This is a genomic window from Cupriavidus sp. 05N38 (genome assembly GCF_056397345.1).
On the sequence record NZ_JBFTNF010000008.1, the window covers coordinates 37,040 to 58,806 of the forward strand.

The 21,767-nt window shown below is 66.9% G+C and carries 21 protein-coding genes; 16 read left to right on the forward strand and 5 right to left on the reverse strand.

All coding sequences use genetic code 11. The features are described 5' to 3' along the window. Position 1 precedes the first annotated feature (1 nt). The 12 genes from cysW (at position 2) to loiP (ending at position 11,618) form a co-directional block, all read left to right on the forward strand. Entirely contained in the window at positions 2-940 is a 939-nt protein-coding gene (gene cysW / locus AC1DK4_RS08010) for a sulfate ABC transporter permease subunit CysW (protein ID WP_441613379.1), read from the forward strand. Next, complete coding sequence (locus tag AC1DK4_RS08015; protein ID WP_441613380.1) at positions 937-2,061, forward strand: sulfate/molybdate ABC transporter ATP-binding protein; 1,125 nt, start codon at positions 937-939, stop codon at positions 2,059-2,061. The genes cysW and AC1DK4_RS08015 overlap by 4 nt, the downstream gene beginning before the upstream one ends. Then, complete coding sequence (locus AC1DK4_RS08020; protein ID WP_441613381.1) at positions 2,058-3,005, forward strand: CysB family HTH-type transcriptional regulator; 948 nt, start codon at positions 2,058-2,060, stop codon at positions 3,003-3,005. Before AC1DK4_RS08015 ends, AC1DK4_RS08020 begins: the two co-directional genes overlap by 4 nt. 284 nt (positions 3,006-3,289) lie before the next feature. Then, the gene (locus AC1DK4_RS08025; RefSeq protein ID WP_441613382.1) at positions 3,290-3,496 is read left to right on the forward strand and encodes a LiaI-LiaF-like domain-containing protein; all 207 of its coding nucleotides are present in this window, start codon (positions 3,290-3,292) and stop codon (positions 3,494-3,496) included. Beyond that, a complete protein-coding gene (locus tag AC1DK4_RS08030; RefSeq protein WP_441613383.1) occupies positions 3,493-3,918 on the forward strand; it encodes a terminase in 426 nt (141 codons plus the stop codon). Before AC1DK4_RS08025 ends, AC1DK4_RS08030 begins: the two co-directional genes overlap by 4 nt. A 118-nt stretch (positions 3,919-4,036) precedes the next feature. Further along, positions 4,037-5,227: a sensor histidine kinase gene (locus AC1DK4_RS08035; RefSeq protein WP_441613384.1), complete on the forward strand. Its 1,191-nt coding sequence runs from the start codon at positions 4,037-4,039 to the stop codon at positions 5,225-5,227. A 65-nt stretch (positions 5,228-5,292) separates the two neighbouring features. Further along, entirely contained in the window at positions 5,293-6,126 is an 834-nt protein-coding gene (locus tag AC1DK4_RS08040; protein ID WP_441613385.1) for a LytR/AlgR family response regulator transcription factor, read from the forward strand. A 121-nt stretch (positions 6,127-6,247) separates the two neighbouring features. Further along, positions 6,248-7,510, forward strand: a complete 1,263-nt coding sequence (locus AC1DK4_RS08045) for an MFS transporter (RefSeq protein WP_441613387.1) — start codon at positions 6,248-6,250, stop codon at positions 7,508-7,510. A gap of 101 nt (positions 7,511-7,611) precedes the next feature. Continuing rightward, the gene (gene rraA / locus AC1DK4_RS08050; protein WP_441613388.1) at positions 7,612-8,109 is read left to right on the forward strand and encodes a ribonuclease E activity regulator RraA; all 498 of its coding nucleotides are present in this window, start codon (positions 7,612-7,614) and stop codon (positions 8,107-8,109) included. Between the two features lie 2 nt (positions 8,110-8,111). After that, positions 8,112-8,534 carry a gamma-glutamylcyclotransferase family protein gene (locus AC1DK4_RS08055; RefSeq protein ID WP_441613389.1) on the forward strand — a complete coding sequence of 141 codons (423 nt, stop codon included), beginning with the start codon at positions 8,112-8,114 and terminating at the stop codon, positions 8,532-8,534. Positions 8,535-9,165: 631 nt separating this feature from the next. After that, positions 9,166-10,458, forward strand: coding sequence for an isocitrate lyase (gene aceA, locus AC1DK4_RS08060; protein WP_441613390.1), 1,293 nt, complete (start codon positions 9,166-9,168; stop codon positions 10,456-10,458). A gap of 404 nt (positions 10,459-10,862) precedes the next feature. Then, positions 10,863-11,618, forward strand: coding sequence for a metalloprotease LoiP (gene loiP, locus AC1DK4_RS08065; protein ID WP_441613391.1), 756 nt, complete (start codon positions 10,863-10,865; stop codon positions 11,616-11,618). Positions 11,619-11,773: 155 nt separating this feature from the next. Here the strand turns inward: loiP and AC1DK4_RS08070 are convergent, their stop codons facing one another. Together AC1DK4_RS08070 and AC1DK4_RS08075 are read right to left on the reverse strand one after the other, a co-directional pair. Beyond that, complete coding sequence (locus AC1DK4_RS08070; protein WP_441613392.1) at positions 11,774-12,208, reverse strand: universal stress protein; 435 nt, start codon at positions 12,206-12,208, stop codon at positions 11,774-11,776. 100 nt (positions 12,209-12,308) lie between these two features. Further along, positions 12,309-13,280, reverse strand: coding sequence for a LysR family transcriptional regulator (locus AC1DK4_RS08075; protein ID WP_441613394.1), 972 nt, complete (start codon positions 13,278-13,280; stop codon positions 12,309-12,311). A 256-nt stretch (positions 13,281-13,536) separates the two neighbouring features. Here AC1DK4_RS08075 and AC1DK4_RS08080 point away from each other — a divergent pair, with 256 nt between their 5' ends. Both AC1DK4_RS08080 and aceB read left to right on the forward strand, forming a co-directional pair. Beyond that, the gene (locus AC1DK4_RS08080; protein ID WP_441613395.1) at positions 13,537-14,238 is read left to right on the forward strand and encodes a haloacid dehalogenase type II; all 702 of its coding nucleotides are present in this window, start codon (positions 13,537-13,539) and stop codon (positions 14,236-14,238) included. Between the two features lie 43 nt (positions 14,239-14,281). Next, on the forward strand, positions 14,282-15,868 hold the full coding sequence (aceB, locus tag AC1DK4_RS08085; RefSeq protein WP_441613397.1) for a malate synthase A: 1,587 nt from the start codon (positions 14,282-14,284) through the stop codon (positions 15,866-15,868). Between the two features lie 195 nt (positions 15,869-16,063). On the opposite strand, the gene AC1DK4_RS08090 is transcribed toward aceB, so the two are convergent. Then, complete coding sequence (locus AC1DK4_RS08090) at positions 16,064-16,960, reverse strand: LysR family transcriptional regulator (RefSeq protein ID WP_441613398.1); 897 nt, start codon at positions 16,958-16,960, stop codon at positions 16,064-16,066. A 96-nt stretch (positions 16,961-17,056) separates the two neighbouring features. Here AC1DK4_RS08090 and AC1DK4_RS08095 point away from each other — a divergent pair, with 96 nt between their 5' ends. Then, the gene (locus tag AC1DK4_RS08095) at positions 17,057-17,980 is read left to right on the forward strand and encodes a dihydrodipicolinate synthase family protein (RefSeq protein ID WP_441613399.1); all 924 of its coding nucleotides are present in this window, start codon (positions 17,057-17,059) and stop codon (positions 17,978-17,980) included. Between the two features lie 104 nt (positions 17,981-18,084). Here AC1DK4_RS08095 and AC1DK4_RS08100 read toward each other — a convergent pair whose 3' ends face one another. Both AC1DK4_RS08100 and argH read right to left on the reverse strand, forming a co-directional pair. Further along, positions 18,085-19,053 carry a Bug family tripartite tricarboxylate transporter substrate binding protein gene (locus tag AC1DK4_RS08100; RefSeq protein ID WP_441613400.1) on the reverse strand — a complete coding sequence of 323 codons (969 nt, stop codon included), beginning with the start codon at positions 19,051-19,053 and terminating at the stop codon, positions 18,085-18,087. Positions 19,054-19,121: 68 nt separating this feature from the next. Continuing rightward, a complete protein-coding gene (argH, locus tag AC1DK4_RS08105; RefSeq protein ID WP_441613401.1) occupies positions 19,122-20,627 on the reverse strand; it encodes an argininosuccinate lyase in 1,506 nt (501 codons plus the stop codon). A gap of 138 nt (positions 20,628-20,765) precedes the next feature. On the opposite strand from argH, the gene AC1DK4_RS08110 reads away from it, so the two are divergent. Continuing rightward, positions 20,766-21,641 carry a LysR family transcriptional regulator gene (locus AC1DK4_RS08110; RefSeq protein WP_441613402.1) on the forward strand — a complete coding sequence of 292 codons (876 nt, stop codon included), beginning with the start codon at positions 20,766-20,768 and terminating at the stop codon, positions 21,639-21,641. Positions 21,642-21,767 lie beyond the last annotated feature (126 nt).

Here is a 21,767-nt window from a genome sequence, read left to right on the forward strand (position 1 = left end):
GATGGCCGGTATCGTTACCAAGGGCCTGGGTGGCCGCGCCGCTCCCGCGGCGCGCTTCGCGGATGCCACCGGGGAAGCGCCGTGGGTGCGCTACACGCTGATCGCGGTCGCGGTCCTGTTCCTCGCGCTGTTCCTGTTCGTGCCGCTGGCTTCGGTTTTCTACGAGGCGCTGCGCAAGGGCGTGCAGACATATTTCGCTTCGCTGGTCGAGCCCGATGCCGTGGCCGCGATCGAGCTCACACTGCTGGTGGCCGCCATCGCGGTGCCGCTCAACGTGGTGTTCGGCGTGTCGGCGGCCTGGGCCATCGCCAAGTTCGAGTTCCGTGGCAAGAGCGTGCTGACCACGCTGATCGACCTGCCGTTCTCGGTGTCGCCGGTGATCTCGGGCCTGGTCTACGTGCTGCTGTTCGGCGCGCAGGGCTGGCTGGGACCATGGCTCGAGGCGCACGACATCAAGATCATGTTCGCCGTGCCGGGCATCGTGCTGGCCACCATCTTCGTCACCTTTCCGTTCGTCGCGCGCGAGCTGATCCCGCTGATGCAGGCACAGGGCAGCGAGGAAGAGGAAGCCGCCATCGTGCTGGGCGCGTCCGGCTGGCAGACCTTCCGTCGCATCACGCTGCCCAATATCCGCTGGGGCCTGCTGTACGGCGTGATCCTGTGCAATGCGCGGGCCATGGGCGAGTTCGGCGCGGTCTCGGTGGTGTCGGGCCATATCCGCGGGCTGACCAACACCATGCCGCTGCACGTGGAGATTCTCTACAACGAATACAACTTCGCGGCGGCCTTCGCGGTGGCCTCGCTGCTGACGCTGCTGGCCCTGGTGACGCTCGGCATCAAGACGCTGGTGGAACACCGGGCGCGCCGCGAGCACGCCGACGACGAGAACTTTGCGCCGGAGAATCCGGGCGCAGGCAAATTGCAAGGACAGGCATCATGAGCATCCAGGTCAGGAATGTGCAGAAGCGCTTCGGGAATTTCGTCGCGCTCGACGACGTCTCGCTCGATTTCGATGAAGGCCAGCTGACGGCGCTGCTGGGGCCGTCGGGCTGCGGCAAGACCACGCTGCTGCGCATCATCGCGGGGCTGGAGCGCGCGGACGCGGGCCAGGTCCTGCTCGAGGGCCGTGACGCGTCCAACCAGCATGTGCGCCAGCGCCAGGTGGGCTTCGTGTTCCAGCACTATGCGCTGTTCAAGCACATGACGGTGTTCGAGAACGTGGCCTTCGGCCTGCGCGTGAAGCCGCGCGCGGAGCGCCCGAGCGAGGCGCAGATCCGCGAGAAGGTGCGCTCGCTGCTGGAACTGGTGCAACTCGACTGGCTGGCCGACCGTTATCCGCCGCAGCTCTCGGGCGGGCAGCGCCAGCGTATCGCGCTGGCCCGCGCGCTGGCGGTGGAGCCGCGCGTGCTGCTGCTCGACGAACCGTTCGGCGCGCTCGACGCCAAGGTGCGCAAGGAGCTGCGCCGCTGGCTGCGCCGCCTGCACGACGAACTGCACGTCACCAGCGTGTTCGTCACGCACGACCAGGAAGAGGCGCTGGAAGTGGCCGACCAGGTGGTGCTGATGAACCGCGGCCACGTCGAACAAGCCGGCACGCCGGAAGCGGTCTACAACCATCCGGCTACGCCGTTCGTGTTCGGCTTTCTTGGCAACGTCAACCTGTTCCACGGCCGGCTCGAGGTCGGCGAGCTCGGCGGCCTGCTGCATACCGGCGAGGCGATACTGCCGGTGGTCGGCAACGGCCACGAGACGGCCGGCGATGCGGTGGCCTACGTGCGCCCGCACGACCTCGATCTCGAACGCTATGCGCCGGGCGCCGACGGCATCGCCGTTACGCTGCGCCGTGCGCTCACGCTCGGTCCCGTGGCCCAGCTCGAACTCGAGCGCGAGGACAACCAGGAGGTGATCGAGGTGGCGTTGCCGCTGGAGCGCTTCCGCCACCAGGGCTTCCGCGAGGGCGAACTGCTCGCCGTGCGGCCGCGTCAGTTGCGCGTCTTCGTCCAACCCAATTCATCAGCCCGCGCCCAGCCCAAGGCGGCGCCGGCAGGAGCCGCACAATGAACTTCCAGCAACTGCGTTCGATCCGCGAGGCGGTGCGCCGCCAGTTCAACCTGACCGAGGTCGCCAACGCGCTCTACACTTCGCAGCCCGGCGTATCGCGCCAGATCCGCGAGCTCGAAGAGGAGCTTGGCGTCGAGATCTTCGAGCGCTATGGCAAGCGCCTCACGGGCCTCACCGAGCCCGGCCGCGAGATCGTGCGGATCGTGGAGCGCCTGCTGCTCGAGGCCGAGAACCTGCGCCAGGCCGGTGACGAATTCGCCGGGCGGCATACCGGCCGCCTGACCGTGGCGACCACCCATACCCAGGCACGCTACGCGCTGCCCAAGGTAGTGCAGAGCTTCCGCCGCGCCTATCCGCATGTGACGCTGGCGCTGCAGGAAGCGTCGCCGGCGCATATCGTGGAACTGCTGCTGACCGGGCAGGCGGATATCGGCATCGCCACCGAGGCCGTGGCCAGCGAGGCCGGGCTGACTTCGTTCGAGGCCTATAGCTGGCAACACGTGCTGGTGGTCTCGCCGGAGCACCCGCTGACCCGCCTGCCCGAGCCGACGCTGGAAGACATCGCCGGCTTTCCGATCATCACCTACGACGCGGGCTTTACCGGCCGCCGCAAGATCGACGGCGCGTTCGCCGCCGCCGGGCTGCAGCCGGAGATCGTGCTGACCGCCATGGACGCCGACGTGATCAAGACCTACGCGGAACTGGATCTGGGCGTGGGCATCATCGCCTCGATGGCCTATGACGAGCGCAAGGATGCCGGCCTGGTCAGGATCTCGGCCGACCATCTGTTCGAGGCCAATACCACCAGCGTGGCCGTGCGCCGCGGTGCCTACCTGCGCGGCTATGCGCATGCCTTCATCAATATGTTCGCGCCGCATTTGTCGCGCGACACCGTCAGCAGTGCCTTGTCCGAGCCGGCCGGCGGGCAGGTGGTCGAGGCCTGATTTGCGCTGTTCCAGCGCAAGCTGGCATGCTCTTCCGGGCACATTCGCCGCCGGGATTCCGGCGGCGGGCTGCCATGCGGCGGTGCCGGTGGCACCGCATCCTCGCGTTTCGCGCCGCTCACTCCCCGTTCGTCGCACGCTGCTTCCGTCTCGCGCGGGGCAGGCGTAAAGTTCGTCCAGTACGTGGCGGATCACCTCGGTGCCGTCACATGGCGTGATGCGCCGCATCAGACGGCGTGCCGGCGATGGCGAGCGGAGCGACAAGGCTGCGAGGAGAGCGCAACATGAAACAAGGCCGTAGCGGCAGGGGGCTCCTGGCCCCGATCATCCTTATTGCGCTGGGCGGGTTGTTCCTGGCGCACAACGCCGGCGTCCTGCCCGCGTATATCACCCGCGAGGGCTGGCCTCTCATCCTGATCGCGCTCGGCGCCGTGCTGCTGGTGCGCCGACTGGCGATCCGCCGTGCGACGCAGCGGGGGCCGCGGCCATGAGCCCGCGCCCTGATGGCCTGCTGGCCTGGCAATGGCGCGGCTACGCCCGCAATCACACCGACCCGCGCAGCCTGCTGCTGCATATCGTGGCCGTGCCGATATTCATGGCAGGCAATGTGCTGCTGGTCTACGGCGTGCTGACGCTGTCCGTGCCGGCGGTGGGGCTGGGCGTGCTCTGCATGGGCGTATCGATGATGCTGCAGGGCCGGGGCCACCGGCTCGAGGCCGAGCGACCGGAGCCGTTTGCCGGCCCGCTCGATATCGCCGGGCGCATCCTGGCCGAGCAGTGGATCACATTTCCGCGCTTTGTGCTGTCGGGGCAATGGTGGGCGGCGCTGCACGGCAGGCCGGCCGGGGAAGGCGGGGCCGCAAAGGTGGCCCAGCGCACATGCGAGCCGGCCGACGGCCGTCCGAGCCGATGAGCGGCCTTTACAATAGCCCGTCAGGCAGCCGCCCGATGTCCGCGCGTGTCCAGCACATGGCGCGCCTGCCACTTTTGCCTTTCAAGACGCATCTGCCCTGTACGGAGCTTCCGTCCCTATGAAATCGCTGGGCCGCTGTCCCGCCGCCATTCCCTCGCGCCTCACGATTCTCGGGCGCGACCTCGTGTTCGTGCTGTGCATGAACACCGTGATTGCCGTCAGTCTCAACTATGGCTTCCGCACCGGCGGCTCGATGTGGCACAACTTCGTCTACAGCCACCTCATCGGCTTGTCGATCTGGCTGTTGATCGATGTTGCCCGCGTGGTGATCTGGTGGAACGAGCGGCCCACGCGCTGGCCGTTCATCTGCCTGGCCGCGATCGCCGTGCCGCTCGGGGTCATCATGGGTAGCTGGGCCACCCGGGTGGTGCTGAACGAGCCGGCGAAGTCCTTCGAAGAGGCCACCGACATGCTGCGCATGTGCCTGGTGGTGGGCATGCTTGCCTCGGCCAGCATGATCTACTTCTACTGGTCGCGCGAGAAGCTGGCGCACCTGGAGCGGCAGGCCGCGCTGGATGCGCTGCAACGCGAGGAAGCCGAGAAGCAACTGGTGCGCGCGCAGCTGATGGCGCTGCAGGCGCAGATCGAGCCGCACTTCCTGTTCAATTCGCTGGCCAACCTGGACTGCCTGATCGCCACTGACCAGCAGGCCGCGCGGCGCCTGCTGCAGCGGCTGATCGGCTTCCTGCGGATGTCGCTGGCGCACACGCGCGCCGAGCAGTGCACACTGCGCCAGGAGTTCGAACTGTTGCGCAGCTACCTCGATATCCAGTGCCTGCGCTTCGGCACCCGGCTCAGCTACAGCGTCGACCTGCCGCCGGAACTGGCTGAAGTGGAGATCCCGCCAATGCTGATCCAGCCGCTGGTGGAAAACGCGGTCAGCCATGGCATCGAGCCGTGCATGCACGGCGGCAGCATCGTGTTGTCGGCGCGCGCGCTGGGCGACGCGGCGGTGCAGGTGGTGATCGCCGATACCGGCGTGGGCTTCGGCCATGCCGTGACGAAGGGGTCGGGCCTGGGCCTGACCCATGTGCGCGAGCGCCTCGCACGCATCTTTGGCGCCGCGGCAAGCATGCAGATGGAAGAAAATTCGCCGCGCGGCGTGGTCGTGCGGCTGACGCTGCCGGTCATGCGTCCTACGGTGACCGCCATCATCGCGCGTACGGCGGCACCGGCGGGCACGATCCCGGCGGGGATCGGCATCGCCCCGGTTGCCAGTGCCGCCGCGCATGGCGCCCCGCAAGCCTGACGCAGCGCTGAGCGCTGCGGCAATCCCTGCCGTCCCGACTGTCCCGACCGTCCACTACCGTTCCCATGTCCCCGACCTTGTTGATCGCCGACGATGAGCCGTTGCTTGCGCGCGCCCTGCATGCAGAACTGAGCAGCCTGTGGCCGGAGGCGCAGGTCGTGTCCGTGGTGCATGACGGCGTGTCCGCGCTGGAGGCGGCACGCCAGCATGCGCCGCAAGTGGCCTTCCTCGATATCCGCATGCCGGGCATGAGCGGCATGGACGTGGCGCGTGAACTGATGGAGTTCGATCATCCGCCGCTGGTGGTGTTCGTCACCGCCTATGACCAGTTCGCGCTGGAAGCCTTCGAGCGCGAGGCGGTCGACTATGTGCTCAAGCCGGTGCAGCCGGAGCGGCTGGAGGCCACCGTGCAACGCCTCAAGGGGCGGCTGGCCGAGCATGCCCAGGCTGGCGAAGAGGGTGGCGCGGCGCTCGATACCGGCCGCCTGGCGCAACTGCTGGCGCGGCTCGAGACGCTGGAGCCGCCAGGCGGCGGCGCCCCGCAGCAGCCGGCCGCGGGCGCGGGCCAGCACGGCTACCTGCGTTTCATCAAGGCGCTGGTCGGGCAGGAGATCCGCATCATCCCGGTGGACGAGGTGATCTACCTCGAGGCAACCGACAAGTACGTCAACGTGGTGTCTACCAGCGGCGAGGCGCTGATCCGCACCAGCCTGCGCGAGCTGTCCCAGCAGCTCGACCCGGAACGCTTCTGGCAGATCCATCGCGGCACGGTGGTGAACATCGACTGCGTGGCCAGCGCCGTGAACCAGTCGCTCGGGCGGCTCGCGCTGAAGCTGCGCAACCGCGCCGAGACCCTGCCGGTGGCACGCCAGTACGCCTATCTGTTCAAGCAGATGTAGCGCTCGGGCCACGCCAGCCGGGCGTGGTTTTCCTCTATGATGCGATATTCGCAGCGCGCGTCCCATGCCAGGCAGCAGCGGCAGGCGCGCCCATGCACCGCACTGTACGGATAGCCGCCCGATGACCGCCGCCACTCTCGATCCCGTCCGTAATCCGCTGCGCCACGACGCCCAGGTCATCGGCCTGGTGGGGCTCGCGCACGGGGTTTCCCATTTCTACCACCTGCTGCTGGCACCGCTGTTCCCGTGGATCAAGGCCGAGTTCGGCCTGAGCTATGCCGAGCTGGGTTTGCTGATGACGGTGTTCTTTGCCGTCTCGGCCTTGGTGCAGACCGCTTCGGGCTTCGTGGTGGACCGCTTCGGCGCTTCGCCCGTGCTGTTCGGCGGCCTGGCGCTGCTGGGTTCGGCGGCCTTGCTGCTGTCATTCAGCCCCAGCTACGCCATGCTGCTGTTCGGCGCCGGCGTGGCCGGCATCGGCAACGGCGTGTTCCATCCCGCCGATTTCACCCTGCTCAACAAGCATGTGTCGCAGCCGCGGCTGGGACATGCGTTCTCGGTGCACGGCATCTCCGGCAACCTCGGCTGGGCCGCGGCCCCGGTATTCCTGGTCACGCTGGCCGAACTGAGCAGCTGGCGCACGGCGCTGGCCTGCGCGGCGGTGGTGGCGTTCGGCGTGCTGGCCGTGCTGCTGGTGTTTCGCCGGGTGCTCGATCCCCGCACCGCCATGGCGGCGAAGGCGGGCGCGCCGGCAGGCAAGGCGGCCGGCGGCGGCATGCTGGCCTTCCTCAGGCTGCCGCAGGTCTGGATCTGCTGGGCCTTTTTCCTGGTCACCACGTTTTCGTTCTCGGGCATCCAGAGCTTCGCGCCGACCGCGCTGACCCAGCTCTACGGCATGCCGCTGGCGCTGGCCACGGCTTCCTACACGGTCTACATGCTGTGCAGCGCCGGGGGCATGATCGTGGGCGGCTTCGCCGCCGGGCGCACCAGCAACCATGACCGCCTGATCGCGATGAGCTTCACGCTGTCCGGCTTGGTCGCCATCGTGGTGGGGCTGGGCGTCTTGCCGGCCGTGATGGTGCCGGTGCTGATGGGGGTGATCGGCTTCGGCGCGGGCACCGCCGGGCCCTCGCGCGACCTGCTGGTGCGCGCGGCCGCGCCGGCGGGCGCCACCGGCCGGGTCTATGGGGTGGTCTATTCCGGCCTGGACATCGGGCTGGCCAGCGGCCCGCTGTTCTTCGGCGCGCTGATGGACGCGCGCTGGCCGAGCTGGGTCTTCTTCATGATCGGTGCCTTCCAGATGCTGGCGATCTTCACCGCCGTCACCGTCGGCAACGGCAACCGCTCGCGCCGCGAGGCCGGGGCGCGGGGCGCGCCCGCCGGCTGAGAGCGGGCGCTCCCCGGCAGGTGGCTGGCGGTGCATGCGCGGGCGCCGAATCTCACCGGATTTCACCGGATTCTTTCCCTCTCATGATTCAGGAGTCATCCATGAACTTTGCCACCGCCGACCTCTGCGATGCCAACGAAGCACGGCTGGCCGACGGCACGCTGCGCGTGCTGGCGCCGGTGTTCCGCCATTTCGGCAAGCGCGCGGCCTTTGCCGGCCCGGCGGCGACGCTGAAGGTGTTCGAGGACAACTCGCTGGTGCGCGAAGCGGTGGAGTCGCCCGGCAACGGCCGCGTGCTGGTGGTGGACGGCGGTGGCTCGCTGCGCTGCGCGCTGGTGGGCGGCAACCTCGGCGTGCTGGCGGAAAAGAACGGCTGGGCTGGCATTGTCGTCAACGGCTGCGTGCGCGACAGCGCCGAGCTGGATGTGTGCGATATCGGCGTGCGCGCGCTGGCGCTGCATCCGCAGAGAAGCCAGAGGCGCAATGTGGGCGAACGCGAAGTCACGGTGCAGATGCCCGGCGCGGTGGTGCGTCCTGGCGACTGGATCTACGCCGATGCCGATGGCGTGCTGGTGGCCGATACCAAGCTGGGGAGCTGAGCATGCCGGTGGTATTCGTCTACGGCACGCTGCGTGCCGGCGAAGTCAACGACCTCAACGCCGCCGCGCGCAAGCACGGCATCGCGACACCGCGCCTGCTGGGCAGCGCCACGGTGCCTGGCCGGCTCTATGACTTCGGCACCTATCCCGGCCTGGTGCTGGATGCCGGCGCGCCTGGCGTGGCCGGCGATCTCTACGAGGTGGATGCCGCGCTGGTGCCGGTGCTCGACGAGATCGAGGAGGTCTACCCCGGCCAGGCATCGTTGTTCGTGCGCGAGGAGCGCAGCATTGTCGCCGGCGGGCAGTCCCTCAGTTGCCTGCTCTATCCGGTTGGGCAGGACGCGGTGGCCGGCCTGCCACGTATCGCCTCCGGCGACTGGGTGGCCTACCGGCGCGAGCGCGAGGCCGGGCTGTCGCCGGCCTGAGCGATCCGGTTCGCCCCGGGCATCGTCCCGGACATCGCCGCCGGCGCAGCGCCGGCATTCCCTCAGGTATTTCAAGCGGCATGACCGATGCCCGCCGCGCAACGACGCCTGGCGGAGCATCGGCAACCATGCCATCACCCAGTGTCCTGGGTTCGCGCATGCCTTGCCGATGGCGCTCCGGAGTGACAAGCGCTGCAACGCGCACGCAGGCCAGACGGGCAGGGCGCGAGAGCGCCGGCAGCCCGGCAGGGATACGTGTCACCCCTTATATTTCACGATGTGGAATGTTGTTTTGAGCCACAAAAAATGTAACTGCGAAGCACAAGGGGCATCTCTCATGATGGGGTATAACTTGCCGCATTGTGAAATTAACGCAGTAACTATATGATTTTGTTGAATAAAAAAACTAAGCGACGACTGCATTCCGGGCTGTTGCGACGCGGAACGCTTCCCTACACTCTTATATAAGACACATGACCCGAGGCGCGAAAAACAGGGCCACCGGGAAGCAGGCAACTGCCTCCGGAAATCACCCCGACAGCGCCTCGGTCGGCTGCCCGGCAGCACGTTCCGGCAAGCCAGCCGCAAGCTTTCTTACGCCATATCCGTCTCAATCACCAGGAGAGTGCACATGTCCCGCGAACAAGAAATCCAGAAGCTGCAAAAGGAATGGGAAACCAACCCGCGCTGGAAGGGCGTGAAGCGCAACTACACGGCGGAAGACGTGGTCCGCCTGCGGGGCTCCGTGCAGATCGAGCACACCCTGGCCCGCCGCGGCGCTGAAAAGCTGTGGCACCTCCTGAACACCGAGCCGTTCGTCAACACGCTGGGCGCGCTGACCGGCAACCAGGCCATGCAGCAGGTCAAGGCCGGCCTGAAGGCCATCTACCTGTCGGGCTGGCAAGTCGCGGGCGACGCCAACCTGGCCGGCGAAATGTACCCCGACCAGTCGCTGTACCCGGCCAACTCGGTGCCGATGGTGGTCAAGCGCATCAACAACACCTTCCAGCGCGCCGACCAGATCCAGTGGAGCGAAGGCAAGGGCGACACCGACTTCTTCGCGCCGATCGTGGCTGACGCGGAAGCCGGCTTCGGCGGCGTGCTGAACGCCTTCGAACTGATGAAGTCCATGATCGAAGCGGGCGCCGCCGGCGTGCACTTCGAAGATCAGCTGGCTTCGGTCAAGAAGTGCGGCCACATGGGTGGCAAGGTGCTGGTGCCGACGCGCGAAGCCGTCGCCAAGCTGACCGCGGCGCGCCTGGCCGCCGACGTGTCCGGCGTGCCGACCCTGGTGATCGCCCGTACCGACGCCGAAGCCGCCGACCTGCTGACCTCGGACGTGGATGACAACGACAAGCCGTTCTGCACCGGCGAGCGCACCGTCGAAGGTTTCTACCGCGTGCGCAACGGCCTGGATCAGTCGATCTCGCGTGCCCTGGCTTACGCCGAAGTGGCTGACCTGGTGTGGTGCGAAACCGGCAAGCCGGATCTGGAGTTCGCCAAGAAGTTCGCTGAAGCCGTGCACGCCAAGTTCCCGGGCAAGATGCTGGCCTACAACTGCTCGCCGTCGTTCAACTGGAAGAAGAACCTGGACGACGCCACCATCGCCAAGTTCCAGAGGGAACTGGGCGCGATGGGCTACAAGTTCCAGTTCATCACGCTGGCCGGCTTCCATTCGCTGAACTACTCGATGTTCAACCTGGCCTACGGCTATGCCCGCAACCAGATGAGCGCCTTCGTCGAACTGCAGGAAAACGAATTCGCCGCGGCCGAGAAGGGCTTCACCGCCGTCAAGCACCAGCGCGAAGTCGGTACCGGCTACTTCGACGCCGTGACCCAGGCCATCGAAGGCGGCCAGTCGTCCACGACCGCCCTCAAGGGTTCGACCGAAGACGAGCAGTTCTTCGACAAGAAAGTAGCCTGAGGCTCCGGCATCCCCGGATCTCCGGACTTCAGATAGACAGGATAGCCAGATCGACTCCTGGTCATCGTGAAGGGCGTGCGACCATCGCGCCCTTCAATTAGGCGCCGCGCCGTCTCCCGCAGGGACGGCGCGGTTTTTTGCTTTCTGGCGGGCCACGTAGGCGTAGGCGAGGGCGGCAGGCTAGGAATCCGGGAGGGGCGCGAGAAATTTCCGGTAAATGTCAAAAATAATGTCTGTATTGATTCGGATATTTCGCGATCATTTTGGATGATTTCGACGATATGATTTCCCGGTGTGTGCCAGAAACGGTACATCGAGAACCGCCGGTGAGCCACCGGCACATGTCCATGCGAGCCCACTGGCGGACGTTCCTGGCCGGTGCTCATCCGATAAGAAATACATTCATGAAGCGCAAATTCTCCCTGGCGGCTGCCATCGGCCTCTCTGCCCTCGCGGTCGGCTGCGCCGGCACCAATGTCGACGGCATGGTGGGTGCCGGTAGCTCGATGCTCAAGGCGGCCTCGCTCAGCGACGCGGACGTCAAGTCCATGTCCGACCAGGCCTGCGCCGAGTCCGACAAGACCAACAAGATTGCGGCGGCCAACAGCGCCTATGGCAAACGCCTGACCAAGATCATGGCCGGCCTGCAATCCATCGACGTCTCCAACATCAACGCCAAGGTCTACCTGAGCAAGGACGTCAATGCCTGGGCCATGGCCAACGGCTGTGTGCGCGTGCTCAGCGGCCTGATGGACATGATGACCGACGACGAAGTGCGCGGCGTGGTGGGCCACGAACTGGGCCATGTGGCGCTGGGCCACACCAGGAACAAGATGCAGGTGGCCTATGCCGCCATGGCGGCACGCGGCGCGCTGGTTGCCAGCGGCAACGGCACCGTGGCCGCGCTGTCGTCCTCGCAACTGGGAGAGCTCGGCGAACAGCTGATCAACGCGCAGTTCTCGCAGACACAGGAGAGCGCCGCCGACGACTACTCCTTCGACGTGCTCGCCAGGAACAAGGCCAACACGCGCGGCCTGGTAACGGCTTTCCAGAAGCTGGCCAAGCTCGACGGCGGCAAGTCCAGCATGTTCTCCTCGCACCCGGGCTCGGCCGACCGCGCCAAGCACATCGAGGACCGCATCAAGAATAGCGCCAGCTAAGCGGCCCGAGCCTGCGCTCGCCGGCATCGGCCGTGCATGCAAGGAAAGGCTGGCATCCCGCGGGGGCGGCCAGCCTTTTCCTTATTCTTTTTCTTATCCTTGCTTTCCTGCCCGGCATCCGAATGCAGATGCGAGCGCGGCAGCGCGATACACCGTCAGCGATACACGATGACCGGAATGTCGGTATGGGTGAGCACCTTCTGCGTCTCGCTGCCCAGCAGCAGGCCCGAGAGGCCGCGCCGGCCATGCGAGGCCATGAAGATGACGTCGCAGCCATGGCGCTCGGCGGCATCGATGATGCCCAGGTAGGGCACGGCGAACGTCGACATGTCCGCATCGAAGGAAATGCCGTCGGCCAGGGCAGCGGCTTCCACTTCCTTCAGGTACAGCCGGGCCTGGCTCTCGATGCGGTCCTTGAACGCCTGCGGGGCTTCCACCACGATCTCGCTGAAGGGCGTGTAGGGATATTCCTCCAGGCACACATAGCCGGTGACACGCGCATTGATTGTCTTGGCCAGTTCCAGCGCGCCGTCGATGGCTTTCTTGGACAGTTCCGAACCGTCGGTGGGTAGCAGGATGTGCTTGAACATGCTGGACTCCTTTGGGGCAAAGAGGCAGTGGATGGCGATGCGCCAGAGGCGGGCCGGACAGCGCCCGCCTGATTCATTGTAGGCAGGGGTGGCGCATGCGTCATTGGCTTAAATCAAATTCCTCTCCTGCGGGCGCGCGTTCCGGCGCGTGCGCGCGCGCCTGCTCGGCCCTTCGCCAGTAGCCCGGATTGCCATACGTGTTCTTGAGGTGATCGATAAACAGCCGCACGCGCAGCGGCAGGTGCTTGCGCTGGGGAAATACGGCATGGATGCCGATCGGCGGCGCCTGGAACTCGTCGAGCACCGTGACCAGCCGGCCGCTGGCGATCTCCTGCCCGACTTCCCACCAGGAACGCCACGCCAGCCCGTGCCCGTGCAGGCACCAGGCATGCAGCACCGCGCCGTCCGTGCACTCCATCGAGCCGCCGACCTTGACCGTGACCGGGCGCCCGTCCTGCTGGAAGGCCCAGCCGCGCTGCACATTGGCGCTGGCGCCGAACGCCAGGCAGTTGTGCCGGGCCAGGTCCTCGGGCACGGCCGGGGTGCCGGCGCGGGCCAGGTACGCTGGGGCGGCGACCACCACGCGGCGGTTCTCGGCCAGGCGGATGGACACCAGGCTGGAATCGGGCAGATCGCCCAGGCGGATGGCGCAGTCGAAGCCCTCGTTGACCAGGTCCACCACGCGGTCGGACAGGTCCAGCGTGATGGTCACGTCGGGGTGCGACTCGATGAACAACGGCACCAGCGGCGCCACGTGCTTGCGCCCGAAGCCGGCCGGCGCCGTCACGCGCAGGTGGCCGCTGGCCTTGACGCCACCAGCCGAAACACTGGCCTCGGCGTTGTGCAGGTCGTTGAGGATGCGCTGGCAGTCCTCCAGGAAGGCCGAGCCCTCGAAGGTCAGGCTGATCTTGCGGGTGGTACGCAGCAGCAGCTTCACGCCGAGGCGCTCTTCGAGCGCGTCGATGCGGCGCCCGATGATCGCGGGCGCCACGCCCTCGGCGGTTGCGGCGGCAGACAGGCTGCCGCGTGCCGCCACCGACACAAAGGTCTCCAGTTGCTTGAAATGATCCACGAATCTCGCCGGTTTGTGCCTCATGCCGCCCTTGCCAGCAAGCGTGCAGGGCAATGGAGTGGATTTGGTGTCTATTCTCTTGAGCGTTAGCGAAGATTAGTGGGGTAAAAGTAAAAGATCAAGTGACCCGCAACGGCTTTGCCGCACTGCAACGTCTACCTACAATGCATGCATTCATTGGTGTACAGGCCCACGCATTGGCAGACCTGCGATGCACGCGGGCCTGCAGGATTCACCCTGAGGAATTTCCTGGCTCATGCAAAAGATCCGCGCAGTCGTCTTCGATGCCTACGGCACGCTGTTCGACGTGTATTCCGTCACCGCGCGCGCAGAACAGCTCTTTCCCGGCAAGGGCGAGGCGCTGGCGATGCTGTGGCGCGAGCGCCAGATCGACTACACCCGCATCCGCTCCCTGGCCGGTCCCGACGGCGCATACTACAAATCGTTCTGGGCGATCACGGTGGATGCGCTGCGCTACGCCGCCGAGCGGCTGCAACTGGATCTTGGCCCGGCCACGGAAGCGCAGTTGCTCAAGGAATACGCCTGCCTGTCGGCCTTCCCGGAGAACCTCGGTGCGCTCAAGCGCCTGCGCGCCGCAGGGCTGCCGCTGGGCATCCTCTCCAACGGCAACCCGGAGATGCTCGATATCTCGGTCAAGAGCGCCGGCATGCACGGCCTGTTCGACCATGTGCTGTCGGTGGACCCGGTGCGCCTCTACAAGACCGCGCCGGCCGCCTACGCGATGGCGCCGCAGGCGTTCGGCTTGCCGGCGGGCGAGATTCTGTTCGTCTCGTCCAACGGCTGGGACGCATGCGGGGCAACGTGGTACGGCTTCACGACTTTCTGGATCAATCGTGCCGGTCATCCGGCGGAGCGGCTCGATGTGAGCCCTGCCGGCACCGGGCACGACATGAACGACCTGCTGCAATTCGCCCGCGCCCGCGGCGCGGCGCTCTGACAGCGGGTAACCCAAACCAACCATCGAACACAGGAGAACACAGATGGCCATCACGCTGCCTGCGGGCATGAAGATCACCGGCGAAATCCTGCCGGCCTACGAAGACATCCTCACGCCGGCGGCCCTGGCCCTGGTGGACAAGCTGCATCGCGCCTTCGAGCCGCGCCGCCAGGAGCTGCTGGCGGCCCGCGTCGAGCGCACCAAGCGCCTGGACGCCGGCGAGCTGCCCGACTTCCTGCCGCAGACCAAGAGCGTGCGCGAAGGCGACTGGAAGGTCGCGCCGGTGCCCCCCGCGCTGCATTGCCGCCGCGTGGAAATCACCGGCCCGGTCGAAGCCAAGATGGTCATCAACGCGTTCAACTCGGGCGCGGACAGCTACATGACCGACTTCGAGGACTCCAACACTCCCAACTGGCACAACCAGTTGCAGGGTCAGGTCAACCTCAAGGCCGCCGTGCGCCGCACGCTGACGCTGGACTCCAACGGCAAGCACTACAAGCTGGCCGACAAGATCGCCACGCTGCAGGTGCGCCCGCGCGGCTGGCACCTCGACGAAAAGCACGTCACCATCGACGGCCAGCGCGTCTCCGGCGGCATCTTCGACTTCGCGCTGTTCCTGTTCCATAACGCCCGCGAACAGATCGCGCGCGGCGCCGGCCCCTTCTTCTACCTGCCGAAGATGGAGAGCCACCTCGAAGCCCGCCTGTGGAACGACGTCTTCGTCATGGCCCAGAACGAAATCGGCCTGCCGCAGGGCACCGTCAAGGCGACCGTGCTGATCGAGACGATCCTGGCCGCATTCGAGATGGAAGAAATCCTGTATGAGCTGCGCGAGCACAGCGCCGGCCTGAACGCCGGCCGCTGGGACTACATCTTCTCGTGCATCAAGAAGTTCAAGGTCGACAAGAACTTCTGCCTGGCCGACCGCGCCAAGGTCACCATGACCGCGCCGTTCATGCGCTCGTACGCGCTGCTGCTGCTCAAGACCTGCCACAAGCGCGGCGCGCCCGCCATCGGCGGCATGAGCGCACTGATCCCGATCAAGAACGATCCGGAGAAGAACGCCATCGCCATGCAGGGCATCATCAACGACAAGAAGCGCGACGCCACCGACGGCTACGACGGCGGCTGGGTGGCCCACCCGGGCCTGGTCGAGCCGGCCATGAAGGAATTCGTGGCAGTGCTGGGCGACGCGCCCAACCAGTTCGGCAAGCAGCGCGACGACGTCAACGTGGCGGCCAAGGACCTGCTGGACTTCCAGCCGGAAACCCCGATCACCGAAGCCGGCCTGCGCATGAACATCAACGTCGGCATCCACTACCTCGGCTCCTGGCTGGCCGGCAACGGCTGCGTGCCCATCCACAACCTGATGGAAGACGCCGCCACCGCCGAGATCTCGCGCTCGCAGGTGTGGCAGTGGATCCGCTCGCCCAAGGGCAAGCTGGAAGACGGCCGCAAGGTGACCGCCGAGATGGTGCGTGGCCTGATCCCGGAAGAACTGGGCAAGATCAAGGAGTTCGTCGGTGGCGACACCAGGACCTATGACCGTGCCGCCGAGATCTTCGAGCAGATGTCGACGTCGGAAGACTTCGCTGAATTCCTGACGCTACCGCTATACGAAGAGATCTGACAGTTCCCATGCGCGGAGAGCACCCGGGCCTGCCCGGGTGCTCGCCGCCGCGGGTCGCCGTCATGAAGCCGTCATGAAGCCGCGCCGCCTCTTGCAGAAGAGGCGGCGCGGTTTTTTTGGGGGCTTGCGTATGCGTGTGCGCGTGCGCGGCGCGGCGTGCAGAGGAAAGAGGCGAGGGCGGCGAACCCGCGACGGCTAGGCCGAGGCCGGGAAGGTCTCTTGCAACAGCGTGCGCACGGTGTCCGCGACGCCGTGCTGGCTGCCGCGGCGCCACGCCAGATGCAACTCGACATCCAGCCCGGCGGCCTTCTCGAGCGGGCGGAAGGCAACACCCGCGTACCCCAGCCTGTGCGCGGACTGGGGGACCAGCGCGACGCCCATGCCTGCGTCGACGAGCGACAGGATGGAATGCGTGTGGCTCAGCGTCTGGACGGTCTCGGGCGCCACGCCTTCGGCACGCAGCCGGCCCGCCACGATCTCGTACAGGTAGCGGGATTCCGACGGGCAGAACTCGATGAAGGGCTGCGCCTCCAGGGACTGGAGGGTCAGCGAACTGCAGCGCATCAAGGGATGCCCGGCCGGCGCCGCAAGCACAAACGGTTCGCGCAGCAGCGGCGCGGACAGCGCAAAGCTGCGTGGCGCGAACGGCCGGACGATGCCAAGCTCGATGCGGTCGGCGCCAATGGCTTCGAGCTGGGCATCCGTCTGCATTTCGCGCAGTGCCACGTGGACCTCCGGGTACCTGGTGCCGATCGCGGCCAGGATCTGCGGCAGCAAGGTGAAGCTGGCGGCAGGGATGAACCCCATCGTCACGGTGCCCGCGTCCGCCCGCATGGCGCGTCGTGCCGCAAGCGTCGCGGCCTGGCTGCGGCGCAGGATGTCCTCCGCTTCGCGCAAGAACGTGGCGCCGGCCAGGGTCAGGCGCACGTTTCCGCCCGAGCGCTCCAGCAGGCGGACCCCGACCTCATGTTCGAGCAGCTGGATCTGCCGGGTAAGCGGCGGTTGCGTCATGTTCAGCAACGCGGCGGCCCGGCCGAAATGCAGTTCCGTGGCCACCGCCACGAAGCTGCGAAGATGCGAGAGCTGAAGCACGATTCAATTCTTGTATTGCGGCATCGCCTGTTTGGATTGGACGCTGCGGCCGGTTCCTCCTTAGAGTGGCACCTCTTGTGTCTTTTCCCCGGGGAGATGAAGGTGGCTACTTTCGAAGGTTCCGCGCTGCGCACCGCGCTTGATGGCATTTCCGGCATCCTGGTCACGCCATTCGATGCAGATGATACCGTCTCGCCGGCACCGCTCGCGCCCGTCGTGGACCGCGCGGTCAAGGCCGGCGTGCATGTGCTGGTTGCCAACGGCAACACCAGCGAGTTCTACGGCCTGCGCGAGCAGGAGGCCGTGCGGATGGTGCACGTGGCCGCCGAATGCGTGGCCGGCCGCGTGCCGCTGCTTGCCGGCGTGGGCCGCAGCGTGCACGAAGCCTGCGCGCTGGCGCGCGCCTCGCGCCGCGCCGGCGCCGATGCGCTGATGGTGCACCAGCCGCCCGATCCGTTCGTGGCGCCGCGCGGGGTGTCGGCCTACGTGCGCAAGATCGCGGAGGCCGGCGAGGGCCTGCCGCTGGTGCTCTACCTGCGCAACGAGAACATCGGGCTGGCTGCCATCGAGGAACTGTGCCGCATCCCTGAGGTGATCGGCGTGAAATGGGCCTCACCCACGCCGCTGGTGCTGGCGCAGGCGATGCGCCGCACGGCCGATCTCGGCCTGGCCTGGGTGGGCGGGCTTGCGGAAGTGTGGGCGCCGCCCCTCTACGCGGTCGGGGCACGCGGCTTTACCTCGGGCCTGATCAACGTGATGCCCGAGCGCTCGGTTGCCATTCATGCCGCACTCGAAGCCGCCGACTACGCCAGGGCGATGCGCCTCATCGACGAGATGCTTCCCTTCGAGGAACTGCGCGCGCAAGAGAACAACGGCGCCAATGTCACGGTCGTGAAAGCCGCGCTGCAGATGATGGGCAACGACTGCGGTGCCACGCGGCCGCCATCGGCGTGGCCCTTGACCCAGCACCAGCATGCGCAACTGCACACCTTGATGTCGGGCTGGGGGCTGGTGCGCTGAAGCCGCGCCGCCGATCCCGCGGCCGCCCTGCTTAACTGACGGGGATCAATTGCCGGGTCCCGGCGGACCGGGGAGATCCGCTGCCGGCACTGCCATCCGTGGCCTCAGTCGATGGCCGCGCCGGAATCCTTGACGAGCTTCGACCACTTGTCGGTGTCGCGGTGGATCAGCACGGCAAACTGCTCCGGCGTCGATGTCAGCGGCGACGCGCCTTGCCGGATCAGCTTGTCGCGCATCGGCTTGTCCTGCGCGATGCGCGAGATCTCGGCCGAGAGCTTTGCGACGACGCTTGCAGGCAGGCCTTTCGGCCCGACCACGCCGAACCAGACGTCTGCCTCATAGCCGGCGATGCCGGCTTCGGCCATGGTGGGGACGTCGGGGAGTGCGGGGGATCGCGTGGCGCTGGTCACCGCCAGGGCGCGCAGCCTGCCGGCTTTGACATGCGGCAGCGAGCCGGGCAGGTTGTCGAACATCAGTTGCACCTGATTGGCCAGCAGGTCTGCCATGGCGGGGCCGCTCCCCTTGTACGGCACGTGGACGATCTGCACGCCGGCCATCGACTTGAACAGTTCGCCCGAGAGATGGTTGGTCGTGCCGTTGCCTGCCGATCCCATATTGAGCGCGTTGGGGTGGCTCTTGGCGTAGTCCACGAGTTCCTTCACGGACTTGACAGGCACCTTGGGGTTGACGACCAGGATGTTGGGCACCCCGGCGAACAGTGCTACCGGCGTGAAGTCCTTTTGCGCGTCGAACGGCAGCCGCTTGTAGAGCGAGGTGTTGATGGATTGCGTGCCCACCGTGCCGAACAGCAGCGTATAGCCGTCCGCGGGTGCCTTGGCGACGACATCCGAGCCGATCGTGCCGCCGGCGCCGGGCCGGTTGTCGACGATGACTTGCTGGCCCAGGGTTTCCGACAGGCGGTTTGCCAGCACCCGGCCAAGCAGGTCGGTGGTGCCGCCCGGCGGAAAGGGCACGACCAGCCTGATCGGCTTGTCGGGAAAGGGGCCGGCCAGCGCCAGGGTGGTCCCCAGCGATAGACAGGCGGCGGCGAGCATGCGCGCAATCGGTTTCATGGGCAGATATCTCCGTCGGACAAGGATACGGTATCGAGGGGAGGGCAGGCCGCGGATGGCGGCCACGGCTAGTGCAGGCCGGCGAGGCCGGCCACAGCCTGTTTCAAGGCGGCGCGGCCGCCGACAACGCCCTGGCGCAAGATGTCGAGCGCTTCCCCGGCCGATGCCAGCTCGCGGCGCTGCGCGGCAGCGTTGTCGCGCACCAGCGAGGGCGAAGGGCCGCCGGCGGCGGTCCTGGCCGCGACGCCCTGTTCTGGATCCAGGCAGCGAGCGACTACGGCAGGCGCGAGTACGATGGCCCGGCCGGTATGGCGCAGCGCCGCGGCGCAAACCATGTCTGTGTCGATCTCGTCGGCAGGAATGCGCTTGTCGAGTGCTTCGCGCACGACGGCGCCCACGATGTGGTGCGCCTCGCGGAAGGACACGCCGGCCTCGCGCACCAGCGCGTCCGCGAGATCGGTCGCCGCGGAGAAGTCACGGCGCGCGCGCGCCACCATGTTCGCCCGCAACGGCGTCGCGTGCTCGAGCACCAGCCGCAGCAGCGCGATGCAGCGCTGGCACTCGTCCATGGACTCCCAGAATCCACGCATGCTCTCGCGATTGCCGTCGCCGGTATGCGTGAAGTGGCTGCCCTTGACCGCCGCGAGCGACGCGGTGAGCAGTCCCAGCATATGGCCGCCCTTGCCCTTGAGATACTCAAGTACGACCGGATTCTTCTTCTGCGGCATGATGCTCGAGGTGCCCGCCACGCTGTCCGGGAACTCGATCAGGCCGAACTCCGGCGTGGACCAGACGAACAGGTCCTGCGCAAACCGGCCCCAGGTGACAGTTGCGATGGTGATGGCGGACTGGATCTCCCACGCAAAGTCGCGCGAGGCCACAGCGTCGAGGGAGTTGGCCACGTAGCTGGAGAAGCCGAGCCAGCGCGCCGTGGCATCGCGGTCGATCGGGAAGGCCGTGCCGGCCAGCGCGCCGGCGCCCAGCGGGCAAGCGTCCAGTCCCGCCAATGCCTGGCGCAGGCGGGTGATGTCGCGGCCAAGCGCCTCCGCCACGCCGGCAAGGTAGTAGCCGTACGTGATGGGCTGGGCGGCTTGCAGGTGGGTGTAGCCGGGCATCACCACGTCGGCGTACTCGGCGGCCTTGTCCAGCACCACGCCGCGTGTGGCCAGCAGGCCCTCCAGGATCGCCATGGCCTTGTCGCGCGCCCGCAGGCGGTCGTGGGTGGCCAGGATGTCGTTGCGGCTGCGCGCCACGTGCAGCCTGCCGCCGGCGTCGGCGCCGGCAACCGCCATCAGGTGCGCCTCGTAGTTGAAGTAGGCATCTTCGCGCGCCGGGTCCAGGGGAACGGCGTCCGGCCCCGCCGACTCGATCCGCATCAGGGCCCGCGCCAGCACGGCGGCTACCTCCGACGGTATCAGGCCTGCGCCGTGCAGCATCAGCAGGTGTGCCTGGTTGATTTCGGTGAGATAGGGAAAGCCGCTGCCGAACTCGCGCATCAGTCGGGGCAGGTAGATGTGCTCGCATACTTCCGCGGCCGTGGGCTGCGTCAGGCGGCGGCTGACTTTGGATTCCATACGTGTTTCTCCAGGGGCGTTGAACACAGTATGGGAATCTCGACGATATATCGTCAAATCAGTAGTTTGGCCGTGAGCATGCAGATTTGATATACCATCGACGGCACGCCCATCCGGGCCGAAAGCACTCCCAAAGGCATGAACTTCAAACAGATCGAAGCGTTCCGGGCGGTGATGCTGAGCCGCTCCATGACGGTCACCGCGGCGCAGCTCCACACATCGCAGCCCAATATCAGCCGCGTGATCGGCCAGCTGGAGCGGGAAGTCGGCTTCCGCCTGTTTGCTCGCATCGGGGGCCGGCTCACGCCGACGACGGAAGCCGAAGCCTTGTTCAAGGACGTGGAGCGATCATTTGCGGGCCTCGACAGCCTGCGCGCCTCCGCTCGCGCGATACGCGAACTCGGGGTGGGCACGCTGCGCATCGGCACGGTGCCTTCCATTGCCATGACGGTCATGCCGGAGGCGATCCTGGCCTTCCGCGAGCAGTACCCCGACGTGCCCATCGCGGTGCATACCAATGACTCGCCGACAGTTGCCAAGTGGACGGCCACCCAGTTCTGCGATTTCGGGCTGGTCTCCTACGTGGTGGAGACCTCGGGCATCGAGAGCGCGCTGCTGCGGCAGGAAGACGGCGTGTGCATCGTGCCGGCCACGCACCGGCTGGCGAAGAAGCGCCGGATTCGGGCCAGCGACCTCGACGGTGAGCGGTTTATCTCGCTGACGCACGGGGATGGCACGCGCGCCACCGTCGACGCGGCATTCGTGCCCGACGGACGCGTCCTGACACTGGAGACGCCCTATGCGGCCACCATCTGCACCATGGTGGGCATGGGCCTGGGGGTCAGCGTGGTCAATCCCGTGGTCGTCCGCAGCCTGAAGCTGCCCGCGGTGAAGGCCATCCCGTTCGAGCCGGCGATCGCGTTCCAGAGCTACGTCCTGCACAACCAGCAACGCGCGGTGCCGGCGCTTGCCCAGGCGTTTCTGGACTGCCTCCATGGCGCGGGCCGCTATTGAAGAGGCCATGAAGCATGGCCGGATCGGACAGGCAAAACGGTCCGAGTGCGAGTGCGGCCGCCAGGCCAGCAGACCTTGCGTTCCGGCGGGGTTTGCCCATGGCGCGCGTGCTTGCCAGGCTTGCGC